At 60.0% G+C, this 19,975-nt stretch carries 17 protein-coding genes; 12 read left to right on the forward strand and 5 right to left on the reverse strand.

The features are described from left to right. Window positions 1-69 precede the first annotated feature (69 nt). From BMZ66_RS08685 to recJ, 8 genes are all read left to right on the forward strand, one after another. Window positions 70-2,076: a pseudouridine synthase gene (locus BMZ66_RS08685; protein ID WP_092671201.1), complete on the forward strand. Its 2,007-nt coding sequence runs from the start codon at window positions 70-72 to the stop codon at window positions 2,074-2,076. Window positions 2,077-2,266: 190 nt separating this feature from the next. Beyond that, window positions 2,267-3,007, forward strand: a complete 741-nt coding sequence (locus BMZ66_RS08690; RefSeq protein WP_092671204.1) for a type III pantothenate kinase — start codon at window positions 2,267-2,269, stop codon at window positions 3,005-3,007. After that, window positions 2,994-4,331: a BamG family beta-barrel-assembly machinery protein gene (gene bamG, locus BMZ66_RS08695; protein ID WP_143080118.1), complete on the forward strand. Its 1,338-nt coding sequence runs from the start codon at window positions 2,994-2,996 to the stop codon at window positions 4,329-4,331. Before BMZ66_RS08690 ends, bamG begins: the two co-directional genes overlap by 14 nt. 62 nt (window positions 4,332-4,393) lie before the next feature. Next, window positions 4,394-4,924 (forward strand): LPS export ABC transporter periplasmic protein LptC, encoded by a 531-nt coding sequence (gene lptC / locus BMZ66_RS08700; protein WP_092671211.1) that lies wholly within the window; start codon window positions 4,394-4,396, stop codon window positions 4,922-4,924. A gap of 178 nt (window positions 4,925-5,102) precedes the next feature. Next, entirely contained in the window at window positions 5,103-5,366 is a 264-nt protein-coding gene (locus tag BMZ66_RS08705; RefSeq protein WP_092671214.1) for a hypothetical protein, read from the forward strand. 247 nt (window positions 5,367-5,613) lie between these two features. Then, window positions 5,614-7,740, forward strand: a complete 2,127-nt coding sequence (locus BMZ66_RS08710) for a peptidylprolyl isomerase (protein WP_092671217.1) — start codon at window positions 5,614-5,616, stop codon at window positions 7,738-7,740. A gap of 299 nt (window positions 7,741-8,039) precedes the next feature. After that, a complete protein-coding gene (locus BMZ66_RS08715) occupies window positions 8,040-9,866 on the forward strand; it encodes a tetratricopeptide repeat protein (RefSeq protein ID WP_092671220.1) in 1,827 nt (608 codons plus the stop codon). Window positions 9,867-10,195: 329 nt separating this feature from the next. Beyond that, a complete protein-coding gene (recJ, locus tag BMZ66_RS08720; RefSeq protein ID WP_092671223.1) occupies window positions 10,196-11,935 on the forward strand; it encodes a single-stranded-DNA-specific exonuclease RecJ in 1,740 nt (579 codons plus the stop codon). A gap of 58 nt (window positions 11,936-11,993) precedes the next feature. Here the strand turns inward: recJ and BMZ66_RS08725 are convergent, their stop codons facing one another. After that, a complete protein-coding gene (locus tag BMZ66_RS08725) occupies window positions 11,994-12,569 on the reverse strand; it encodes a hypothetical protein (protein ID WP_143080119.1) in 576 nt (191 codons plus the stop codon). Window positions 12,570-12,623: 54 nt separating this feature from the next. Then, complete coding sequence (locus BMZ66_RS08730) at window positions 12,624-12,986, reverse strand: DoxX family protein (RefSeq protein WP_092671229.1); 363 nt, start codon at window positions 12,984-12,986, stop codon at window positions 12,624-12,626. A 211-nt stretch (window positions 12,987-13,197) separates the two neighbouring features. Between BMZ66_RS08730 and BMZ66_RS08735 the strand changes: the two genes are divergently transcribed. Both BMZ66_RS08735 and BMZ66_RS08740 read left to right on the forward strand, forming a co-directional pair. Further along, window positions 13,198-14,358, forward strand: a complete 1,161-nt coding sequence (locus tag BMZ66_RS08735) for an acyl-CoA dehydrogenase (protein ID WP_092672956.1) — start codon at window positions 13,198-13,200, stop codon at window positions 14,356-14,358. Window positions 14,359-14,517: 159 nt separating this feature from the next. Then, a complete protein-coding gene (locus BMZ66_RS08740) occupies window positions 14,518-15,444 on the forward strand; it encodes a helix-turn-helix domain-containing protein (protein ID WP_092671232.1) in 927 nt (308 codons plus the stop codon). A gap of 118 nt (window positions 15,445-15,562) precedes the next feature. Here BMZ66_RS08740 and BMZ66_RS08745 read toward each other — a convergent pair whose 3' ends face one another. Together BMZ66_RS08745 and BMZ66_RS08750 are read right to left on the reverse strand one after the other, a co-directional pair. Continuing rightward, window positions 15,563-16,417, reverse strand: a complete 855-nt coding sequence (locus BMZ66_RS08745; protein WP_092671235.1) for a hypothetical protein — start codon at window positions 16,415-16,417, stop codon at window positions 15,563-15,565. Between the two features lie 315 nt (window positions 16,418-16,732). Then, window positions 16,733-17,095 (reverse strand): eCIS core domain-containing protein, encoded by a 363-nt coding sequence (locus BMZ66_RS08750; protein WP_177204657.1) that lies wholly within the window; start codon window positions 17,093-17,095, stop codon window positions 16,733-16,735. Between the two features lie 330 nt (window positions 17,096-17,425). Here BMZ66_RS08750 and BMZ66_RS08755 point away from each other — a divergent pair, with 330 nt between their 5' ends. After that, entirely contained in the window at window positions 17,426-18,142 is a 717-nt protein-coding gene (locus BMZ66_RS08755; RefSeq protein ID WP_092671238.1) for a C40 family peptidase, read from the forward strand. Window positions 18,143-18,482: 340 nt separating this feature from the next. Then, the gene (locus tag BMZ66_RS08760) at window positions 18,483-18,821 is read left to right on the forward strand and encodes a hypothetical protein (protein ID WP_092671241.1); all 339 of its coding nucleotides are present in this window, start codon (window positions 18,483-18,485) and stop codon (window positions 18,819-18,821) included. Window positions 18,822-18,897: 76 nt separating this feature from the next. Here the strand turns inward: BMZ66_RS08760 and BMZ66_RS08765 are convergent, their stop codons facing one another. Beyond that, window positions 18,898-19,947, reverse strand: a complete 1,050-nt coding sequence (locus tag BMZ66_RS08765) for a TonB family protein (protein ID WP_177204658.1) — start codon at window positions 19,945-19,947, stop codon at window positions 18,898-18,900. Window positions 19,948-19,975 lie beyond the last annotated feature (28 nt).

Here is a 19,975-nt window from a genome sequence, read left to right on the forward strand (position 1 = left end):
CGGTTGAATGCAACTCGGACAACCACGTTTTTTATCATACCGTAGCGATACGGCAAGCAAACAGACCCCATGGGCAAGAAACATAATTCAGAAGATAAGTCGGACCGTCGCGGCGGCCGCAATGCAGGAGGCCCCGGTGGCTTCGGCAACAAGAGCGAGCGGTCGGGCCCGGCTGGCCGTGGCAGCGACCGTGAGCGTGGCAACGACCGTGAGCGCGGCGGCTACTCCGCGGCCCGGCCTGGCAATGGACGTCCGGCCACGAACGGCGCTTTCGGGCGCCCCGCTACCAATGGCGCCTTTGGTCGTCCGGCGAACGGAGCCTTTGGAGGCGGCCGTAGCTTCGGCGACGGCGAGAAGCGCCCCTACGGCAGCAGCTACGGCGGTGCCAACCGCGAAGGCAGCAACGGTGGCTTTGGCGGCGGCAAAAGCTTCGGCGGGGGCCGGGAGTATGGCCAGCGCGAGCAAGGCAGCTTCCGCCCCGGCGGCGACCGGCCCGAGCGTCCGCGCTTAGGTAAGGAGCAGCGCACCGGCACTAGCTACGGCCGCACCGCCGACCGTCCGGAGCGCAACGACCGCAGCGAGCGGGGTGGTTTCGGCAGCGACCAGCGCGGCGCGGGTGCAGCCGATGCTCGCCCCATCCGGGAGTACCAGCCCAAGGAGAACTGGAACGGTCAGCCCTATCGCCGCGAAGGCGAGAAGGCCGTGCCCCGCGGCTTGCCTGGCGAGCGCAACCGCAAGTTCCAAAAGCAAAACCCCAACGAGGCAGGCGAAACCAGCACCCCACGCAATGCTGGCAGCTTTGGTCGCAGCACGCCCCGCGAGTCGGAAGATTTCCAGCGTGGCGAAGAGCGCGGCCCGAACCGGCCCATCCGGTCGGCGCGTCCGTTCGAAGCCAACCCGCCCCAGCCCCGTGAGGAGCGCACCGAGCGGCGTGGTGATTTTGCTGGTGGCAGCGATGCTGACCGCCGCGGCGACGAAGCGGCCTTTGGCCGGAAGTTCACGCCCGGTGCCTTTGGCAAGCGGGAGAATACCAACTACGCCGCCGGCGCTGGCCGCAGCACTGGCGAGCGCGGCGGCTACGAAAAGCGCAGCACCGAGAAGTGGACGCCCGCACCCGGCAGCTTTGCCGAGCGCCGCGAAGCCCTGAAAGCGCAGGAGCGCAGCGTGCGCCGTTCGGGCACCGGCTATGGTGCCAGCGTGGACAAGCCCCGCGCTGCCCGCCCCGTGATTCAGGATAACCGCGCCGACAAGCCCCGCTACGGCGAGCGCCCCGGCGAGGCCCCCGACTACAAAAACCTGAAGCACTACGAAAACGACAAAACCCGCGGCAACAAGCGTCGCCGCGAGGAAGACGAAGATTTCGGCACCGACGAGCTGCGCCTGAACCGCTACATCGCCAACGCGGGTATTTGCTCGCGCCGCGAGGCCGATGCTCTGATTGCCGCCGGCGAAATCAAAGTAAACGGCGAAGTGGTGACGGAGATGGGCTACAAAGTGCAGCCCACCGACACCGTGCAGTATGGCAAAACCAACCTCAACCGCGAGAAGTCGGTGTACGTGCTGCTGAACAAGCCCAAGGACTTCATCACGACTACCGAAGACCCCGAAGGCCGCCGCACCGTGATGGACCTGGTGGCCAGCGCTTCGAAAGAGCGGATATTTCCCGTGGGCCGGCTCGACCGGAACACGACGGGCCTGTTGCTCTTCACCAACGACGGCGAAGTAGCCCAGAAGCTCTCGCACCCCTCGCACAAAAACAAGAAAATTTACCAAGTCGAGCTGAGCCAGCCCCTGGCCGAAGACGACCTGCGTAAGATTGCCGAAGGCCTGGAGTTGGAAGACGGCAAAGCCATTGTGGACGACGTGGCCGTGGTAGCGGGCAACCCGCACTTTGTGGGCATTGAAATTCACATCGGCCGCAACCGCATTGTGCGCCGCATCTTCGAGCACCTCGGCTACGAAGTGGTGGCCCTGGACCGCGTGCAATACGCCGGCCTGACCAAGAAGGACCTGCCCCGCGGCAAGTGGCGCTTCCTGAGCGAGCAGGAGGTAATTCGCATGAAGTACTTCCTGTAAGCCGAAGCCGAAGCCAAAGCGTAAGAGCAAAAAGAACGTCATGCAGAGCGGAGCGAAGCATCTCGCGTGGGTAGTAACTCAATCAATGGGCTTACTATCCCGCGCGAGATGCTTCGCTCCGCTCTGCATGACGTTCTTAATGTTGTGCGTATTCTAACTCAGGAGCACATTTTATCTCTAACAATCCCACTTGCGCACCCTAGCCCTCGACATCGGCAACACTGCCGTTAAAGCTGGCTGTTTCGACGGCTCCACGCTGTGCGAGATGGCGGCGGGCCTCACGGCCGCACAGGTACTGGCCGTGGTGCAGCGCTGGCAGCCTCAGCACGTCATCATTGCCTCGGTGGCGGAAGACGCTGCGTTGCGGGCCGATGAGCTGCGAGCAGTGGTGCCCGGCGAAATCCTGACCTTTTCACCAGCCACCACAGCCATTCCGCTGCGCAATGCCTACGCCACGCCCCATACGCTGGGAGCCGACCGGCTGGCTGCCGCCGTGGGCGCGGCGGGCTTGCGGCCGGGCCAGCCCACGCTCATCGTCGATGCCGGCACGGCCCTGAAGATGGACGTGGTGACGGCCGATGGCACCTACCACGGCGGCAGCATCGGCCCGGGGCTACATATGCGATTTCGGGCCTTGCATACGTTCACGGGGCGGTTGCCGCTTTTGGAACTGCCACGCGGCCATGCAACGATTCCGCTCACGGGCGACTCCACTACCAGTAGCTTGCTGAGCGGAGTGGTGAACGGCGCCGTGGCCGAAATCACGGGTTTCATTGCTCAGTACCAGCAACTATACCCCGGCCTTGGGGTGTTGCTGACGGGGGGCGATGCTGCTTTTCTGGCGGCCCGGCTCCCGGCTCGTATCTTTGTTGTGCCCGAGCTGGTGCTGCTCGGCCTTAATCGGATTTTAGCTTATCATGTTGTCAAATAAAGAGATGGGTTGCCTGCGTTTGGGTATGGTGTTGGCAGGAGTGTTGGTAGCGGGCAGTGCGCAGGCGCAGGGCTTGGGCAACTCGCCCTATTCCCGTATCGGCTTGGGCGAATTCAACGCCAATACCGGCGGGGTGCGCCAGGTGGGCATGGGTGGAGTAGGGCTGGCGGCGCCAAACTCAACCAATGTCAATGAGCTAAACCCGGCTTTGCTTTACTACACGGGGCGCACCACTTTTGAAGCCGGCTACAACGGACAGTATAAAACCGTGAGCAATGCCAACTCGGCTATCCGGAGCGGGAGCGCCAACCTGGGCTACTTTGCCCTGTCGGTGCCGTTGGGCAGCAAATGGGGCGCTGCCGTGGGCCTGAAGCCCCTTAGCTCGGTGAGCTACGAATCGAACGTTATTCAGGACGTAGTGGGTGCCCCAACCACGGACCCGGCTCAGGTATTGAAGCAGTACCGGGGCAGCGGCGGCGTGGCGGAAGCGTACTTCGGCCAGGGCTTTCGCATCACCAAAGCTTTTACGGTGGGCGTAACCGCCTCCTACGTGTTCGGAGTAGTTGACGAAAGCACGGGCACCATTGTGCAGATTACCAACAGCGCCGCCCAGCCCCTGAACTCGATAAACCAAACCAGCACGCGCTACTCAGATTTTGCATTCCGGGCGGGGGCTCACTACCGCGCCAAATTGGCCAAGTCGCTAAGCATGAACCTGGCGGGCGTTTACAGCTTCGGCCACAACCTGAACGGCCAGCAGACCGTGACCCAGCAGCAGGAAAGACTCGATGGTACGCCCTTCGGCAACACCAGCACCGTGAGCGACCAGCGCGGCTCCGCCTACGTGCCCACGCTAGCCCAGGTGGGGGTGAGCTTCGACAACGACAAAAACTGGAGCCTCAACGTGGATGCTTCCCGGCAGGACTGGTCGAAGTTCAACAGCTTTGGTCAGGTAGGTACGCCACTGTCCAACACCATGCGGGTGGGCATTGGGGGCGAAATAGCGCCCGACCCGGGCTCGGTAGACCATTACTTCAAGCGTGTGACGTATCGGGCGGGCCTGAGCGTGGCCCAGATGCCGTACCAGCCTGATGGTCAAACGCTGTATGACCGGGCCGTGAGCTGGGGGTTTGCCTTTCCGCTGCCTACGGCCACGCCCCTGGAGTCCACCACGTTTAGCCTGGGCTTCACCTATGGCGTGCGCGGCAATACCGACGTGCTCAATGCTGCTGCCGGCACCAGCAACGTGCGGGAAAGCTACATCCGGGGCCAGTTGGGTGTCACGCTTAACAACCGCTGGTTTATCAAGCGGCGCTTGCAGTAGCCATCATCACGAAACCACCAAACGCAGTGCAAGGACTTCGGCATAGCTGGGCAAGCGGAGCATTGCTGACCGTACTGGGCCTGACGGGCTGCGACAAGAAGGCGGCCAACGGCCCCCGGCTGGAGTACACGGGCCCGCTGATGGAAACGACCAACGTGCGGACGCTGTACAGCGACTCGGCCAAGCTGAAGCTACAGCTCACGGCGCCGCTGGAGCAGCGCTTCGAAAACAGCGACGTGCTTTACCCCAAAGGCGTGAAGGTGACGTTTTATTCGGCCGACAATACCAAGACGGTGGTCAATACGCTCACCGCCAACTACGGCAAGCTCGACAAGGCGAAGAACCTCTACATCATGCGCGGCGATGTGCGCGTGGTGAACGTGCCGCAGGAGCAGCGCCTCAACACCGAAGAGCTGTTCTTCGACATGACCAAGCAGTTGATTTATACCGATTCGGCCATGTTTGTGAAGGTGACCACGCCCCAGGAATACCTAACGGGCTACGGGCTGCGGGCAAACCAGGACTTTTCGCGGTACAGCATTTTCAACCCGAAGGGCGTGTTCGCGGTGCCGCAATCGGCTCCGGCGCCTTAGGCAGTGCGCTTGGGGCAACAAAGAGCGGAACGCCGGCGCTGCGCCCCTCGTTTGCCAGGCTGAAGGCACACGGGCCTATGCCGGGTTTTCAGAACTCATTCACAGGTTAGCGGGCTTGTTTCATGCCGCTACCAGTTGATTGGGCTTCACTACAATTACTTACTAACTCCCCATTGCCATGATTTTTGACAAAGCTCTTTTGCGCACCGTTCTGTTGTCGGTGGGGGTGGTGGCGATGGTAATCGGTATTTACCAGACGTTGTTTTTTAATGACCTAGCCGCCAACTACTGGATTTTTATGATAGCCATGTTCTGCTGGATGCCGCTGCTTTACTGGCGGCAGCAGGAGCGGCTGGCCGCAAAAGTCGCCGAGGAAGAAGCGCGCCTCGCCAAGCAAAACCGGGCCAAAACGCCGGCCAAATCCAACCGGAAACGCCGCTAGAGCTGGCGCTCGGGTAGCGGTGCCGGTGGGGCTGTGGCCGGGCTAATGGGCCTTCGGTAGGATTTACCCAACTTGCTCAAGCACTTAAAATCAGGTAAAACTTTGATTGCCGGTCAAATTCTGGTTATTTTGCGCCTCTTTTGACTAACTAAATAGTTGTCAGTTGTTCGTTGTCAGTTGTCAGTTTGTGCTGCGCGCTGCCCCGAGGCTGACAACCGACAACTAAAAACGGACTACTAACCTAAGAATGGCTTTAATTAACACGATTCGAGAAAAATCAGGCGTGGCAGTCGGCCTCGTGGCAGTCGGCATGGTGCTCTTCATTGTGGGCGGCGACCTGATAGGTGGCAACAACCGGCTGTTCAACCGCAACGACCAAACCGTAGGGGAAGTCGCCGGCCAAAAGGTTGAGTTGGCTGAATACAACAACGCCCTCGAACAAGCCAAGCAGGCCTTCATTGCGCAGCAGCAGCGCCAGCCCGACGACCAAGCCCTGGGCTACCTGCGCGACCAGGCCTGGAACCAGACCATTTACCGCATGGCCTTCAAGCCCGAGTGGGACAAGCTGGGCCTGACCGTGTCGGACGACGAGTTGGTGGACATGGTGCAGGGCGAGAATATTAACCCCGGCATCAAGCAGGCTTTCACCGACCAGCAAACCGGCCAGTTCGACAAGGCTCGCTTGGTGGAGTACCTGAAAAACCTCGACAAGCTGCCCCCCGAAAACCAGGCTGCCTGGTACAACTTCGAAGCCAACCTGCCCGCCGAGCGCCTTGCCAATAAATACACGGCCCTGCTGAAAAACTCGGTGTACGTGACCTCGGCCGAAGCCAAGCGCTTCAACCAGCTGCAGAACACCAAGGCTACGGTGAAGTACCTGTTCGTGCCCTACGGCAGCATTTCCGACTCGGCCGTGAAGGTGACCGACGCGCAACTGCAGGCCTACCTCGACAAGAACAAGAGCAAATACAAGGTAGAAGAAGGCCGCTCGGTGGAGTACATCACCATTCCGGTGGTGGCGCTGCAGGACGACAGCACGTCGGTGAAAACCAGCATGGCCGAATTGGCCACCCAGTTTGCTTCGGCTCCGGTCGACTCGTTGTTTGTGTCGGCCAATTCGGACCAGCCTTACAACAAAGCGTTCCGCAGCCCCGCCGACTTGCCCGAAGAGCTGCGCAAGCAACTGCCCCTGGCCCAAGGCCGCGTGTATGGCCCTTACGCCGAGAACGGCACCTACTCGCTGTTCAAGGTAACCGGCACCAACACCGGCGCTCAGTCGGCGGCCCGCGCCAGCCACATCCTCATCAAGGCCGACGGCACTACGCCCGAAGCCAAGGCTGCCGCCAAAGCCAAAGCCCAGGATATCCTGAACAAAATCAAAGCCGGGGCTGATTTCGGCGCCATGGCCCGCCAGTTCGGCACCGACGGCACCAAAGACCAGGGCGGCGACCTCGGCTGGTTTGGCCAGGGCCGCATGGTACCCGAGTTTGAGAAAGCCATTTTCGCCGCTACCGCCCCCGGCCTGCTGCCCAACGTGGTAGAAACCTCGTTCGGCTACCATGTTATCAAGGTAACGGCGGCTCCTACCAAGCAAACCTACCAGGTGGCCGAAGTGGTGAAAAGCATTGCCCCCAGCGACGCCACCCGCGAAGCCGCTTATGCCAAGGCTCAGCAGCTGAAAGGCGAAGCCACCGACCTGGAAAGCTTCCGCAAGCTGGTGACCAAAGACAAGACCCTGGTGAAGCAGGAAGCCAAGAACCTGGACCGTGGCGCCCGCAGCGTCAACAACCTGCAGAACGCCCGCGAGCTGGTGCGCTGGGCCTTTGGCTTCAACCAAACCGGTGGCGAAACCAAAGTGGGCGACATCTCCGAAGTGTATGAGATTGGCGACCAGTACGTCATTGCGGCCCTCACCGACCAGCGCGCGCAAGGCACGGCTACCGTAGCCGCCCTCAAGCCCGAGCTCACCGCCATGGTGCGCAACGAGGAGAAGGCCAAGCAAATCATGGCTAAGCTGGCCACCGGCGGCAGCCTGGAAGAGATGGCGTCCAAGTACGGCCCCACCGCGCAGGTAGGCACCGCTTCTGACGTGGTACTCGGCCAAGGCAACTTGGCGAACGTGGGCTTTGAGCCGGTAGCAGTAGGCAAAGCCTTCGCCCTGAAGCCCGGCCAGAAGTCGGCCCCTATCAAAGGCGAGCAAGGCGTGGTGGTGATTGAGCCTGTGGCCGTGGCCGCCCCTCAGACGCCCGCCGGCGACCTGAAAGCCGTGCAGCAGCAACTAGTGCAGCAGCGCGCCCAGCAGCAGGATGGCAAGATTTACGAGGCCATCAAGTCTCACGCCAACGTGAAAGACAACCGCACGAAGTTTTTCTAGGACGTCAATCCCCAAGTTTGAAAAGGGCCGTACCTTCGGGAGCGGCCCTTTTTCGTTTTTAAGCGTCGTTGGCAATGTCTGCAAACAACTGCCCCGCGCCGCCGGGTTTAGGGGTTGAACGAACCTGCCGAACCCCAGCGTTAGGTTCGGAAATACATGACTAGTATTCAACAGGCAGTAGTGCATTGTCAGGCTTGAGGCGATGCTGCTGGGTTAGGAATCCGGCATTGCCGCTTCGTTACTGCTGAACTACTTGGGCTGGATACTCATTACTTTATACTGACCACTCAATACTGCTTATGCGTCCGCATTCCCTGCTAGTAGCCGCTTCCTTGCTCTTTGCCTTCCCAGCGCTGGCCCAGCAGCCTGAAAAGGGCTGGGCACCGGTAAGTGGCGCGGCCCTGGCCACCGACTACGCTCGTCGCGGCGAGCACGACAAAGTGGTGTTTCTGTTCGAAAAGCTGTCGGCCACCGAACAAACCAGCTTGGCGGTGTTTCCGGTGTACCTGGCTTCGCTACAGGCGCTGAAGCGGCATAAAGACGCCGAAAAGCTGGCTAAAAGGGCCGTAAAGCAGCACCCGGAGGACGCCACCATGGCCGTGACGCTGGGCGGCGTGTATCAGGCGGCGGGCGATGCTTCGGCGGCCGAGAAGCAGTGGCAGAAAGTATTGAGCCAGCTCACCCCGCCACAGGTGTTGCCGGTGGCGGCCGAGTTTAGCCGCCGCGAGCTGCCCGAATGGGCTGAGCGCACCTACCTGCGCGGCCGGGCGCTGGCCAAAAACGACACCGAGTACGCGCCGCAGCTTATTCAGCTCTACACCCAAAGCCAGAACCAGGCCCAAGTGCTGGCCGAAACTCTGCGCCTGGTAGCCCAGGACGAGCAGCAGCTGCCCTTTGTGCGTAACATGCTGCAAAACGCCTTGCGCGAAGAAAAAGACTTTGAATTGCTGGAGAAGCAATTGCTTACCGCCACCCAGCAGCACCCGGACAAGGCCGCGTACAGCGAGCTGCTGCTGTGGCTGCAAATGCAGCGCAAGGACTTTAGCGGGGCCTTGGTGCAGGCCCGGGCCCTGGACCGCCGCAGCCGGGGCGAAGGAGTGCGCGTGATGGAGCTGGCCAGCATTGCTCAGCAAAACAAAGACTACGAAAGCGCCATCGATGGCTTTGCCTACGTGGTCAAGGAATACCGCAGCGGCCCCTACGGCAATGCCGCCCGCCAGCGCCTGCTCCAAGCACGCGAGGCCCAGGTACGCGAAACCTTCCCCGTGGATGTAGTTAAGGTTCGCGCCCTCGTGGCCGAATACGAGCAGCTGCTGACTGAGTTGGGCCGCACGCCCGACACGGCGCCCGTGCTGCGCAACATGGCCAACCTGCACGCCTTCCAGCTCAACGACCGCGCCAAGGCCATGGCCTTGCTGCAGGAGGTCATCGACATGCCCCGCGTGAGCAAGGACGTGGTAGACGAAGCCAAAGTGACCCTCGGCGACCTGTACCTGCTGAAGGCCGAGCCCTGGGAAGCCACGCTGCTGTACTCGCAGGTGGAGAAGTCGCACAAAGACTCGCCACTGGGCTACGAGGCCAAGCTGCGCAACGCCCGCCTGAGCTACTACGCTGGCGACTTCAAGCTTGCGCAAAGCCACCTCGACATTCTGAAGGAAGCCACCACCCGCGAGATAGCCAACGACGCCATGCAGCTCTCGCTGCTGATTCAGGACAACACCGTGGAAGACACCCTGGGCCTGGGCCTGCGCGCCTATGCGGCCGTGGAGCAGCTGGTGTTTCAGAATAAGATAAAGGAAGCCATCGCGGGGCTGGATATGCTGCTGGGGAAATTCCCCGGCCATTCCCTTGCCGATGATACCTACTACCTGAAGGCGCAGCTACAGCGGCGCACCGGCGACTTCCCCGCTGCCATTGCCACGCTGGAACGCATCACCAACAACCCGAAATACGACGTGCTGAGCGACGATGCACTGTTTCTGCTGGCGCGCATTCAGGAGGAAGACGTGAAGGACAAAGCCAAGGCGCAGGAGCTCTACAACCAGGTAATAGTGAAATACCCCGGCAGTATTTACGTGGCCGAAGCCCGGAAGCGGTTCCGCAAGCTGCGCGGCGACGGTGTGTAAGTTTTTTTAGGGTAGGAGGGTAGGAGGGTAGGAAGGTATGGGGGTAAGAGGGAATGAAGTTCAACACTTATCAACTCCTACCTGCACACCCTCTTACCCTCCTGCCCTCCAATAAAACCTACCCAAAAAACACGAACATCAGGGCCAGCGCCAGGATGAATACCACGTACATCAAGCCATCGGAAAGGATGTACTGGCGGTATTTGCGATAGAACTCTCGTAGCTGATGCATGGGACGCGGCAGGAGCGAGGCCGGGCCTCAAAGGTAAGCTAGCCGGCGCGGGGAGGGGTTTGGTCGTACTTTTGGGGCCATTTCTACTACGTATCTGATGTCAATATCCGCTGGTAAGCGCTGGAATTTTATCCCTGAATCGGACCCGCAGCGGGCCCACCGCCTGACCGAGGCGCTCTTCATTGCCCCCGAAATAGCGGCCCTGCTGGTGCAGCGCGGCATCGACACACCCGAAGCCGCCGCTGCCTATTTCCACCCCGACTTGCGCCAGCTGCCCAGTCCGCTGCTGATGCGCAGCATGGACCGCGCCGTGGCCCGCCTGGCCCGCGCCCTGCACGAAGGCGAGAAGGTGGTGGTGCTCGGCGATTACGACGTGGACGGCATTACCTCGGTCGCAACGGTGATGAGCTACCTCATGCCCCTGTTCGGCGAGGAGCGGCTGCGCGACTACATTCCGGACCGCTACACCGAGGGCTATGGCATCTCGGAAAAGGCCATCGACTTCGCGGCTGAGAACGGCTTCACGCTCATCGTTGCGCTTGATTGCGGCATCAAAGCCGTGGAGCAAGTAGCCTACGCCACCAGCAAAGGCGTGGACTTCATCATCTGCGACCACCATCTGCCCGGCGACGAGCTGCCGGCCGCCGTGGCCGTGCTCGACCCCAAGCGGGCCGATTGCGAGTACCCTTACAAAGACCTGTCGGGCTGCGGCGTGGGCTTCAAGCTGATGCAGGCGCTGGGCGAGCACCTGGGCCTGCCCGAAGCCCCCCTGCACGACCTGCTGGACCTGGCCACGGTGAGCATCGCGGCCGATATCGTGCCCATCACCGGCGAAAACCGCATTCTGGCGGCCCACGGGCTACGGCGCTTCAACGAAGACGCGCATTTGCTGCGCCCCGGCCTGGCTGCTCTGCGTGAGTTGGCCACGCTGCGTGAGGGCCCTTTGGGTATCAGCAGCCTGATATTTGGCTTTGCGCCGCGCATCAACGCGGCTGGCCGCATGGGCGACGCCCGCCGTGCCGTGGCCATGCTCCTTGCCCCCGACCAGCAGGAAGCCCGCTACACCGCCGAAGTGGTGGACCAAATGAACCAACAGCGCCGCGGCTCCGACCAGCACACCACCCAGGAGGCGCTGGACATGATTGCCAACAGCCCCACGCTGCAAAATGCCCGCGCCACCGTGCTCTACAAAGCCGACTGGCACCAGGGCGTGCTCGGCATCGTAGCCTCGCGCTGCCTCGACCAATACTATCGCCCCACCGTCATCCTGACCCAGCGCGACGGCAAGGCCACCGGCTCGGCCCGTTCGGTGGCGGGATTCGACGTACACGAGGCCCTGGAAGCCTGCGCCCCGCTGCTCGACCAGTATGGCGGGCACCGCGCCGCCGCCGGCCTCACCCTGAAAGTGGAAAACGTGCCCGCTTTCCAGCGCCGGTTTGAGGAAGTAGTAGCCGATACCCTTACTACCGAGCACCTGGTGCGGCCCGTGGAAGTAGCTGCCTGGCTACCGCTGAACCGCATCAACGAAGACTTTTTTGCCGAGCTGCGCCGCATGGAGCCTTTCGGTCCTGGCAATCCTAACCCGGTGTTTGCCTCCCAGCGCCTGGTGGCCGTGCCCAACAGCGCCCGCGTGGTAGGGCAGGGGCACCTCAAGCTGCGCCTGGCTTCGGCCGATATGCAGGGGCCGGCCGTAGATGCTATCGGCTTTGGCCTGGCCGACTACCTGCCCGAAATCGAGCAGGGCAAGCCCTTCAGCGCCTGCTACACTGTGGAACTGAACGAATACCGCGGCCAGCGCAGCGTGCAGCTGCGCCTGCTGGACGTGCGCTGGGAGTAGTTAGCCTAGCCAACACGTCTTTCCCCGTGCCAGCCCTGCCTAAAATTGTTGGAGGCCGCTATTCGGTAGCTGGCCTGGATTTAGTATAGTAGGTGTACTGCCGACGGCCAAATAACGGCAGCGAGGCGTATTGCAGATAATCTCCTTTGGCAAACACCCATTTTGCCGCAGGGGTATTGAGCGGGTCAGTATATTCTGAAAGCTTAAGCGAGGTCAATTGTTTGTCTACGTACCGCTCAGTGAGCACCTTGCGGCCCCTCTCGTCGTAGTAGCGAACCTTCTGAAGCGTAGTCCCGAAGAGGCGCTTTTCTTTGTACATTTTGACTTGGGGGCCATTATGACCCGTGTACGTTTGGGTCTTGCGGCGTAGCCCACCGAAGGTGCTGTGAGTGGCCTTGAAGTATCCCATTCGGGCTTCGGAGCGGGTGTGAATGTTGGTCACTAACCGCATCAGCGAATCATAGGCAGCCGTGTAGCGGGCAGCCTGACCAGCAGCTACCTGAGCGTAGTCAGTAGTAGCAATAGTGCTAGTTGCCCGCGGGCCGGCAGTAGCGGGTGATTGGGCTTGGGCCCCTGAGCTGACGCCCAGCGCCAAGGTCCACAGTAGAGAGGTAGAAAGAGGAGAAAGCTTCATTAGAAAAAAGCGAGTGGTAGAATAAAGGGGCTAAGATATAATGCAATGCCATAGTTACACTCTCTGGCTTACTTGCCACACCCACCACATTAGTGGCAGCTGCAAGGGCAGCCGCCCCCACGCCACCCACCCCGGAATGCCCAGTTGCTCGTGAATGAGGGCCATGTACACGTTGGCTGGAAACACGGCCACCAGCAGTACCAGCAGCCCCAAGCCCGCCAGGCGCCGGGTGGGGCGGAACAGCAGCCCCAGGCCGCCCAGTATTTCGAAAACGCCGCTCAGGTGCACCAGCAGCAGAGGCTGCGGCATCTGTGGCGGCATGATGGCGAGGTAGGTGGCCGGGTGCACAAAGTGCCAAACCCCCGCCAGCACGAAAAGCAGAGCAAGGGCATAGCGGCTGAAGGAACGGTAGTTCATAGTAGGGGTAAAGGTGGGGCACGCCGCGGCTTGTTAATGATAAACAGGCCGTAAGCGAAGCGTAATAGACATAATATTTTAGCTATTGCTGGGAAGGATTTTTACCCGTTTGCTTGTTGTAAGCCGTATCGGGCTACGCCTATGGCGCACCTTGCCCGCCCCGCGCGCCGGGCGTACTTTTGTTTCATTATTCAACTTTCCCACCCCGTTCATGCAAACCATCACTTCCTCTAATATTTACGCCCTCACCGAAGAGCAGCTGGCCGTGCGCGACGCTGCCCGCGACTTTGCTCAGAGCGAGCTGTGGGCCGGCGTTATCGAGCGCGACGAGCACCAGAAGTTTCCCACCGAGCAAATCAAGAAGATGGGCGAGCTGGGCTTCATGGGCATGATGGTGAGCCCCGAATACGGTGGCGGCGGCATGGACACCGTGAGCTACGTGCTGGCCATGGAGGAAATCAGCAAGGTTGATGCCTCCTGCTCGGTTATCATGTCGGTGAATAATTCGCTGGTATGCTGGGGCCTGGAGAAGTACGGCACCGAAGAGCAGAAGCAGAAGTACCTGCCGCGCCTATGCTCGGGCGAAATCATCGGCGCCTTCGCTCTTAGCGAGCCCGAAGCCGGCTCCGACGCCACCAGCCAGCGCACCACCGCCGAAGACAAAGGCGACTACTACTTGCTGAACGGCACCAAGAACTGGATTACCAACGGCACCACCGCCTCGGTGTACCTCGTCATTGCCCAAACCAACCCCGAGCTGAAGTCGCGTGGCATCAACGTGCTGATTGTTGACAAGGACATGCCCGGCTTCATCCAGGGCCCTAAGGAGAACAAGCTCGGTATCCGCGGTTCCGACACCTGCTCGCTCATGTTCACTGACGTCAAGGTGCCCAAGGAAAACCGCATCGGCGACGACGGCTTCGGTTTCAAGTTCGCCATGCAGGTGCTGGCCGGCGGCCGCATCGGCATCGCCGCGCAGGCCCTGGGCATTGCCTCCGGCTCGCTGGAACTCAGCCTGAAATACGCCAAGGAGCGCAAGGCTTTCGGCGTGGAAATCGCCAAGCACCAGGCCATCCAATTTAAGCTGGCCGACATGGCCACCAACGTGGATGCCGCCCGCTTGCTATGCCTGCAAGCTGCTGCCGACAAAGACAACCACGGTGATTACGCCAAGTCGGGCGCCATGGCCAAGCTGTTTGCATCGAAAGTAGCTATGGACTCGGCCGTGGAAGCCGTGCAGATTCATGGTGGCTACGGTTTTGTGAAAGAGTACCACGTGGAGCGCTTCATGCGCGACGCCAAGATTACCCAGATTTACGAAGGGACCTCGGAAATTCAGAAAATTGTGATTTCGCGGGAATTGCTCAAGTAAGCACCGAATAGCCTAAAATTCAGATTCATTGCACAAAACCCAGCCACTATTTGGCTGGGTTTTTAGTTTTTGTGAATTTCAAGGTGTTATATTGCACTGCGGTAGCCACCCAGTTACCCAGTCCGCACCCTCCCACAGGCCAAACTGGCAACCCGAATTATGGAAGATTACAATAAAGTTATCGAGTCGTTGGGCGTCCGATACATCAAGGCAAAGAACTTGGTGCTGCATCAGCCCTTCACGGTTAAGAATTCTTACGACGTAGGCAACAACCTTATTCTATTGCACAAAGGACACATCACCTTCGGCGAAGACGAAATGGTGGTGGAAGAAGGCGAAATGCTCTTCATCCCCGGCGGCCGGGCCACCCGCGTGAGCTACGGCGAAGACCAAAAAAACCGGATTATTACGAACGACGACCTCATTACCAACAAGGATAAGTTCTTCCACTCCAATGAAGACCTCGACCTGATTGGCGACGCCGACGAAAGCCACAGCTTTGTGAGCTTCGAGGCCAAAGTATTTGACTCGGTAAACTTCTTTGCCTCGCTCGACGTGCCGGCCTTCCTCATCAGCGGGCAGCCCAAGCTGGCCAACCTGGTGATTAAAGTTGTAGAAGAAAGCATTCAGGACCTGCCGGGTCGCGAGCGCCTCATCAACATCTACACCGAGAACATCGTGGTGGAAGTGGTGCGCTACGTGCTGCGCAACAACATGTTTGTGGAGCAGCTGGCCACCAACAGCACCTACTTCAAGGACCCGCGCCTCATCGACCTGTTCAACTACATCAAGGAGAACCTCGGCGGCGACCTCAGCAACAAGGTGCTGAGCGGCGTAGCCAACGTGAGCGAGGACTATGTAGGCCAGTACTTCAAGATGCTGACCAACATCAACCCGCAGGACTACATCGAATACCAGCGCATGGAGCGCGCCGTATTCCTGCTGCGTACCACCAAAAAAAGCATCCGCGACATCGGCAAGGAAGTGGGCTACAAAGACACGGCTTACTTCTGCCGCCGCTTCAAGATGATGTTCGGCATCCCGGCCGGCAAGATGCGCCGCCGCGAGTCGGCCATGAATATCTAATGAGTTTTAAGTGTCAGCGGTCCATCAGTTGTTACTGGTGGACCGCTGAACAAAAAAGCCCCGCTTCGTACTAACGAAGCGGGGCTTTTAAATTATGCCTTAAAGCCAATCGAGTGGTTTATTCGATGCTGCGGGAATCGTCGTTTTTCGAGCGGTAGCTGCTCTCGGAAGTACGCGAGCCGAAGTCGCCGCCCGAAGACGAAGAGCCGAAGCCCGACCCTGAGCTGCTGCCGCTAGAGCCCGAACCCGAGCCATAGCTGCTTCCGCTGGTGCCGTAGCTGCTACCGCTGCCGCTGGCACCCGAGTTGTAGTTGCTGCCGCTGCCGTAGCTGCCCGAGCCCGAACCGCTACCATAGCTGCTGCCGCTGCTGTTGCCGTAGGCAGCGCCGCTATCGGAGCGACCGCTGCCGTAGGCCGTGCGACGGCTGCTGGAGGCGTCCGGTGCCTGGTAGCCGTAGCCTGAGCGGCGGCCGTAGCTGCTGCCGCCCTGGCGGCTGTAGCGCGACTCCGACTTTTCAGACTTGCCTTTGCGGGTAGCCAAATAGCCGATGCCTACTGCGAGCAGCGCACCGCCCACAATTTTCTGGGTAGTAGTAAGGTCGCCTACGCGGGTAACGGCACGCGAGCTCCAATCTTTTACGCTCTGGGGAAGCTGGTTTACGCTGTTGAGCACGCCCGAATCCTCAATCCATTTTTTGCCGCTTTCCAGGGCAGTGTTGAGCACGTTGTCGCCTTGCTGGCTTTCGCCTTGGCCGCCACTTTGCTCGCTGGTTTGGTCACTCGAGCTGTTTTGGGCGCCGGCAGCGCCTTGCGAAGCTGCGCCACGGGCGGCAGCACCCGACTTGCGGGTAGAGCCCGCGCCTGCCGAGTCGGCACCGGTGAAGCCTGGGCTGCCAGTGCTGGTACCTGCATTCTGAACGCGAACGTCATCACCGGGCATGGGGCTGCCGGGCTGGTTTTGTTGGTTATCCATAGTGAAAGGAAGGAAATGAAAGTGGAAAGGAAATTAGTCCGAAGCGGGTAAGCTACGGGTGCTTTTATTCGTAAGTTCTCCACTATAAGTTGCACTAGCTCTCAATATTTTAAAGCTAAACCGTAATGTTGTAGGTGCCGAACCAAGGCCCGCCACTTGCGGGATTTCGGCGCTCCACATGCTTTTTTCAGCGGCGTTCAGGAGGTAGGGTAGGCTATGGCAACCCGCCAAGTAGCAAGTGAGGATTTTACTAAGTTTTGGCTGCCTGCGCCCGAGGACAATGCGGCGCACTCAGTCTCTACGCCAAGGCGAAAGCTAGGCCCGCGGCGGCTTGGGTTGCGAATGCTTCGGCAAGGGCCGGAGCACATGGTTAGGGTTGGCCAGCACCACGCGGCGGGCTTCTTCCCGGGCCTCAACCTCATACTTATTGTGATAGTAGCCCACGCGGGCCGACTCGACCAAGTATTTCCAGAGGAAGGGCAGCACGCCGTGTTCCTTGAACTGGCGCAGGTGCACCAGCTCGTGGGCCACCCACTCGGCATCGGCCAGAAACTCCTCCCGGGTAGCCCCGCTAAGGTGCACCGTTTGGCCAATAACCATGGCCACGCGCTGGCTGCGCAGCACCATGCAGGCGATGCGGGCAAGGGGCGAGCGGGTCCAGGTTCGGGGGCTTTGCATGAGGGAAAGATATAGAAATATTTTGGGCGAGCTAATACGTGCGTCAGTGAAGCACGGTTGCAAGGCCATTAAATATTATAAGTTGATTGAATTGTGTTTAATAAAGAAAGTTTGCCTTTTTTTGCTCTCAAATGCTGAGGTTATAAAAAGTTAGGCCTAGCTTTACCTAAGGTGTAAGTCATAGTCAATATGAATTACTGAATACTGGCTCATTTTTCAACCTCTTCTCTCGGCTAATTCCAGCCTTGCCTATCGCCTAAGAAACCTACTACCCCGGCTCTTTCTCCCGCTCACAGAAACCCGGATTTTGCTCTCCTCTAACGACGGATAATGAAACATAGCATTCTGTATTGCCTCGCTGCCGGTTCGCTGGCCCTCTCCTTCTTCTTCGAACGCTCCCCCGATGCTTCGATTACGGCCCGTGCCACTGTGGCGCCCGTCGTAGCCGAAGCATCTCTGTTTTCGGACCTGACCATGGACGAGTCAGCCTTAGAGCTTCCCGCTCTTGCCGCCGTGCCTGCAATTAGAAGGGCTGCCTTGCCCCGCACCAAGACTGGCGGCGAGCCCACCGCCGCCGAACTGGCCGCCTCGCGCGATTCGCTGGTTTATAACTACTACGCCCAAACCCTCGGCCTGCGCCTGGCTTTCGACGAAAACAAAGACCTGCTGCGCACCGTGACCGACTGGATTGGGACGCCCTACCGCTACGGTAACAATTCGCGCCAGGGTACCGACTGCTCGGGCTTTGTGACCCGCGTGTTCCGTGAAGTGTACGGCGTCACGCTGCAACGCTCGTCGCGCTCCATGTTCTCATCCACCAAGCACATAGCCAAAAGCGAAGTAAAAACCGGCGACCTGGTGTTCTTCCGCCGCGGCAAAGGCCCGATTTATCACGTAGGCATCTACTTGAAGGACGGCAAGTTTGCCCACTCTGCCACCAATGGCGGCGTAATGGTGAGCTCACTAAAGCAGCCCTACTACCAGCGCAACTTCTACGCTGCCGGCCGCGTGCGGGCCGCCGAAGAAGCCGATGCCTCAGACAACTAAGGTTCTCCTGACCTGAAAGCAAGCAAAGCGTCTGGCCCCCGGGGCCGGACGCTTTTTTGTTGTGGTGCCGGCCGCAGGTACTGGTGCCAGCCGTTTTCCAATGCGTAATCCCCGGCTGCATGCAGGCTGTTTGACTAAAACAGTAGGCTGGCAAAAGGGCTAAGTGTCAGAAAATAAACCATAAGGCCTAAAGCTGGCCCGTAGCAGCAGGGGCGTGTGCCGATGGTTATTTTTTGAAGGAATGTGTTGAAAAAGATAGCCCGGACAGGGGCTTTTGCGTAAAGCACTTTTCGAGGCCCACGCCTTGTCTCCTTTCACACTTCCTTTCATTACCTTCTTTATGGAATCCCAAATCGAACAGCAGCTCGAAAAAATCATGCCCGAAGACTTGGCACGTACTTTCGAAAGCGCTTACCACGTATTGTTTCAAGGCCAGCATGAGCACATGGACGACCTGCTGAAGCACGGTGCCGTGTTGCTGCGCAAGGCGGCCCAGCGTTTCACGCCTACCCAAATGGTGTTGGGTGTAGCTGCACTGGCCACGGTGGCCATTGTACTCATCGGTCGTGAAATGCACAACGAGCAAGAAGAGGGCGAAGCCCAAGACATCAGCAAGCGCGACGAGAAACCCCAGTTGGCCGGTGCCGGCGCTGGTGACAAAGGCAAGGGCGACAAATAGTCGAACTTCCTTTATGGATATGAAAAAGCCGCTTCTTCGGAAGCGGCTTTTTTTGTGCGCGTAGGCAAGCCGGTTATCACCGGATTTCGACCACCACCGGCACCACTAGGCGCACGGCTACGGGCTGGCCGTTGTGGCGGCCGGGCTCGAACCGCGGCAGGCGCAACGCTGCGGCCAGCACGGCCTCGTCGGTGGCGCGGCTGATGCTTTTGACCATGACGGGCCGCGTGACGCGGCCGTCGGGCTCGACCACGAAGCTGACCTGGCCGTTGCCGTTGGTAGCCCGCTCGGGGTACATGATGCCTTCCTGCAGCGCGGTTTGAATGGCGGCCGGGCTACTGCGGCCGGCCAGGGTGGGCATTTGGGCCACTCGGGTATAAACCTGGTGCTCTGGTACGGGCGGGGCGATGTCGCCCTGGGGAGCAGGCGGCTGAAAGTAAATGTTAAGAGTCTGGTACATGGCCACGGGCTGGTCGTCGTAGCCCAGGGCGGGTTGCCAGCGGGGAAGGCCGCGCACCAGGCGCAGGGCTTCATCGTCGCAGCTCGGGCACAGGGGCGTTATTACTTCACTAGCGCCTATGCGGCCGTCGGCTTTTATCACAAACCGCACGGCGACGTGGCCCTTCAGGTCGCGAAGCTTGACCTCGGCGGGCGTGGCGCGGTTTTTTTGCAGGTATTGCTCCAGCGCTGCATCGCCGCCGGGGAATTGGGCCTGCCGCGTGACTTCGGTGGCCGCATACACGTGGCGGGGCGACAGAAACACTACGGGCACACTGAGCAGCACCGGCACAGGCTGGCCACCGTAGCGCCCCGGCACGAGGCGCGGCATGCGCCTGACGGCATCGAGGGCCGCCGCATCGCAGGCCGGGCTCAGGCTTTGCACGACGGTGGCCTGCCGGGGCACGCCGCTTGCGCCAATAACTACTCGCACAATGACGTGGCCCTCGGTGCGGCCTTCCAGTACTTCAGCCGGCTGTTTCACCAGTTTTTGAATGGCTTTTACAAGGGCCAGGTTGCCGCCGCCGGTGGGCAAAGCAGGCATTTGCTCGACGTAGCTAAACACCTGAGTAGTGTCGCCCGGGTAAGGCACATAGGATTGAGCCTGCGTGCGATGGAAGAGTGCCATGAGTGGCAGCAGGAGCACCAATGCTGCT

The sequence above is a fragment of the Hymenobacter arizonensis genome, from assembly GCF_900115775.1.
Lineage (GTDB): Bacteria > Bacteroidota > Bacteroidia > Cytophagales > Hymenobacteraceae > Hymenobacter > Hymenobacter arizonensis.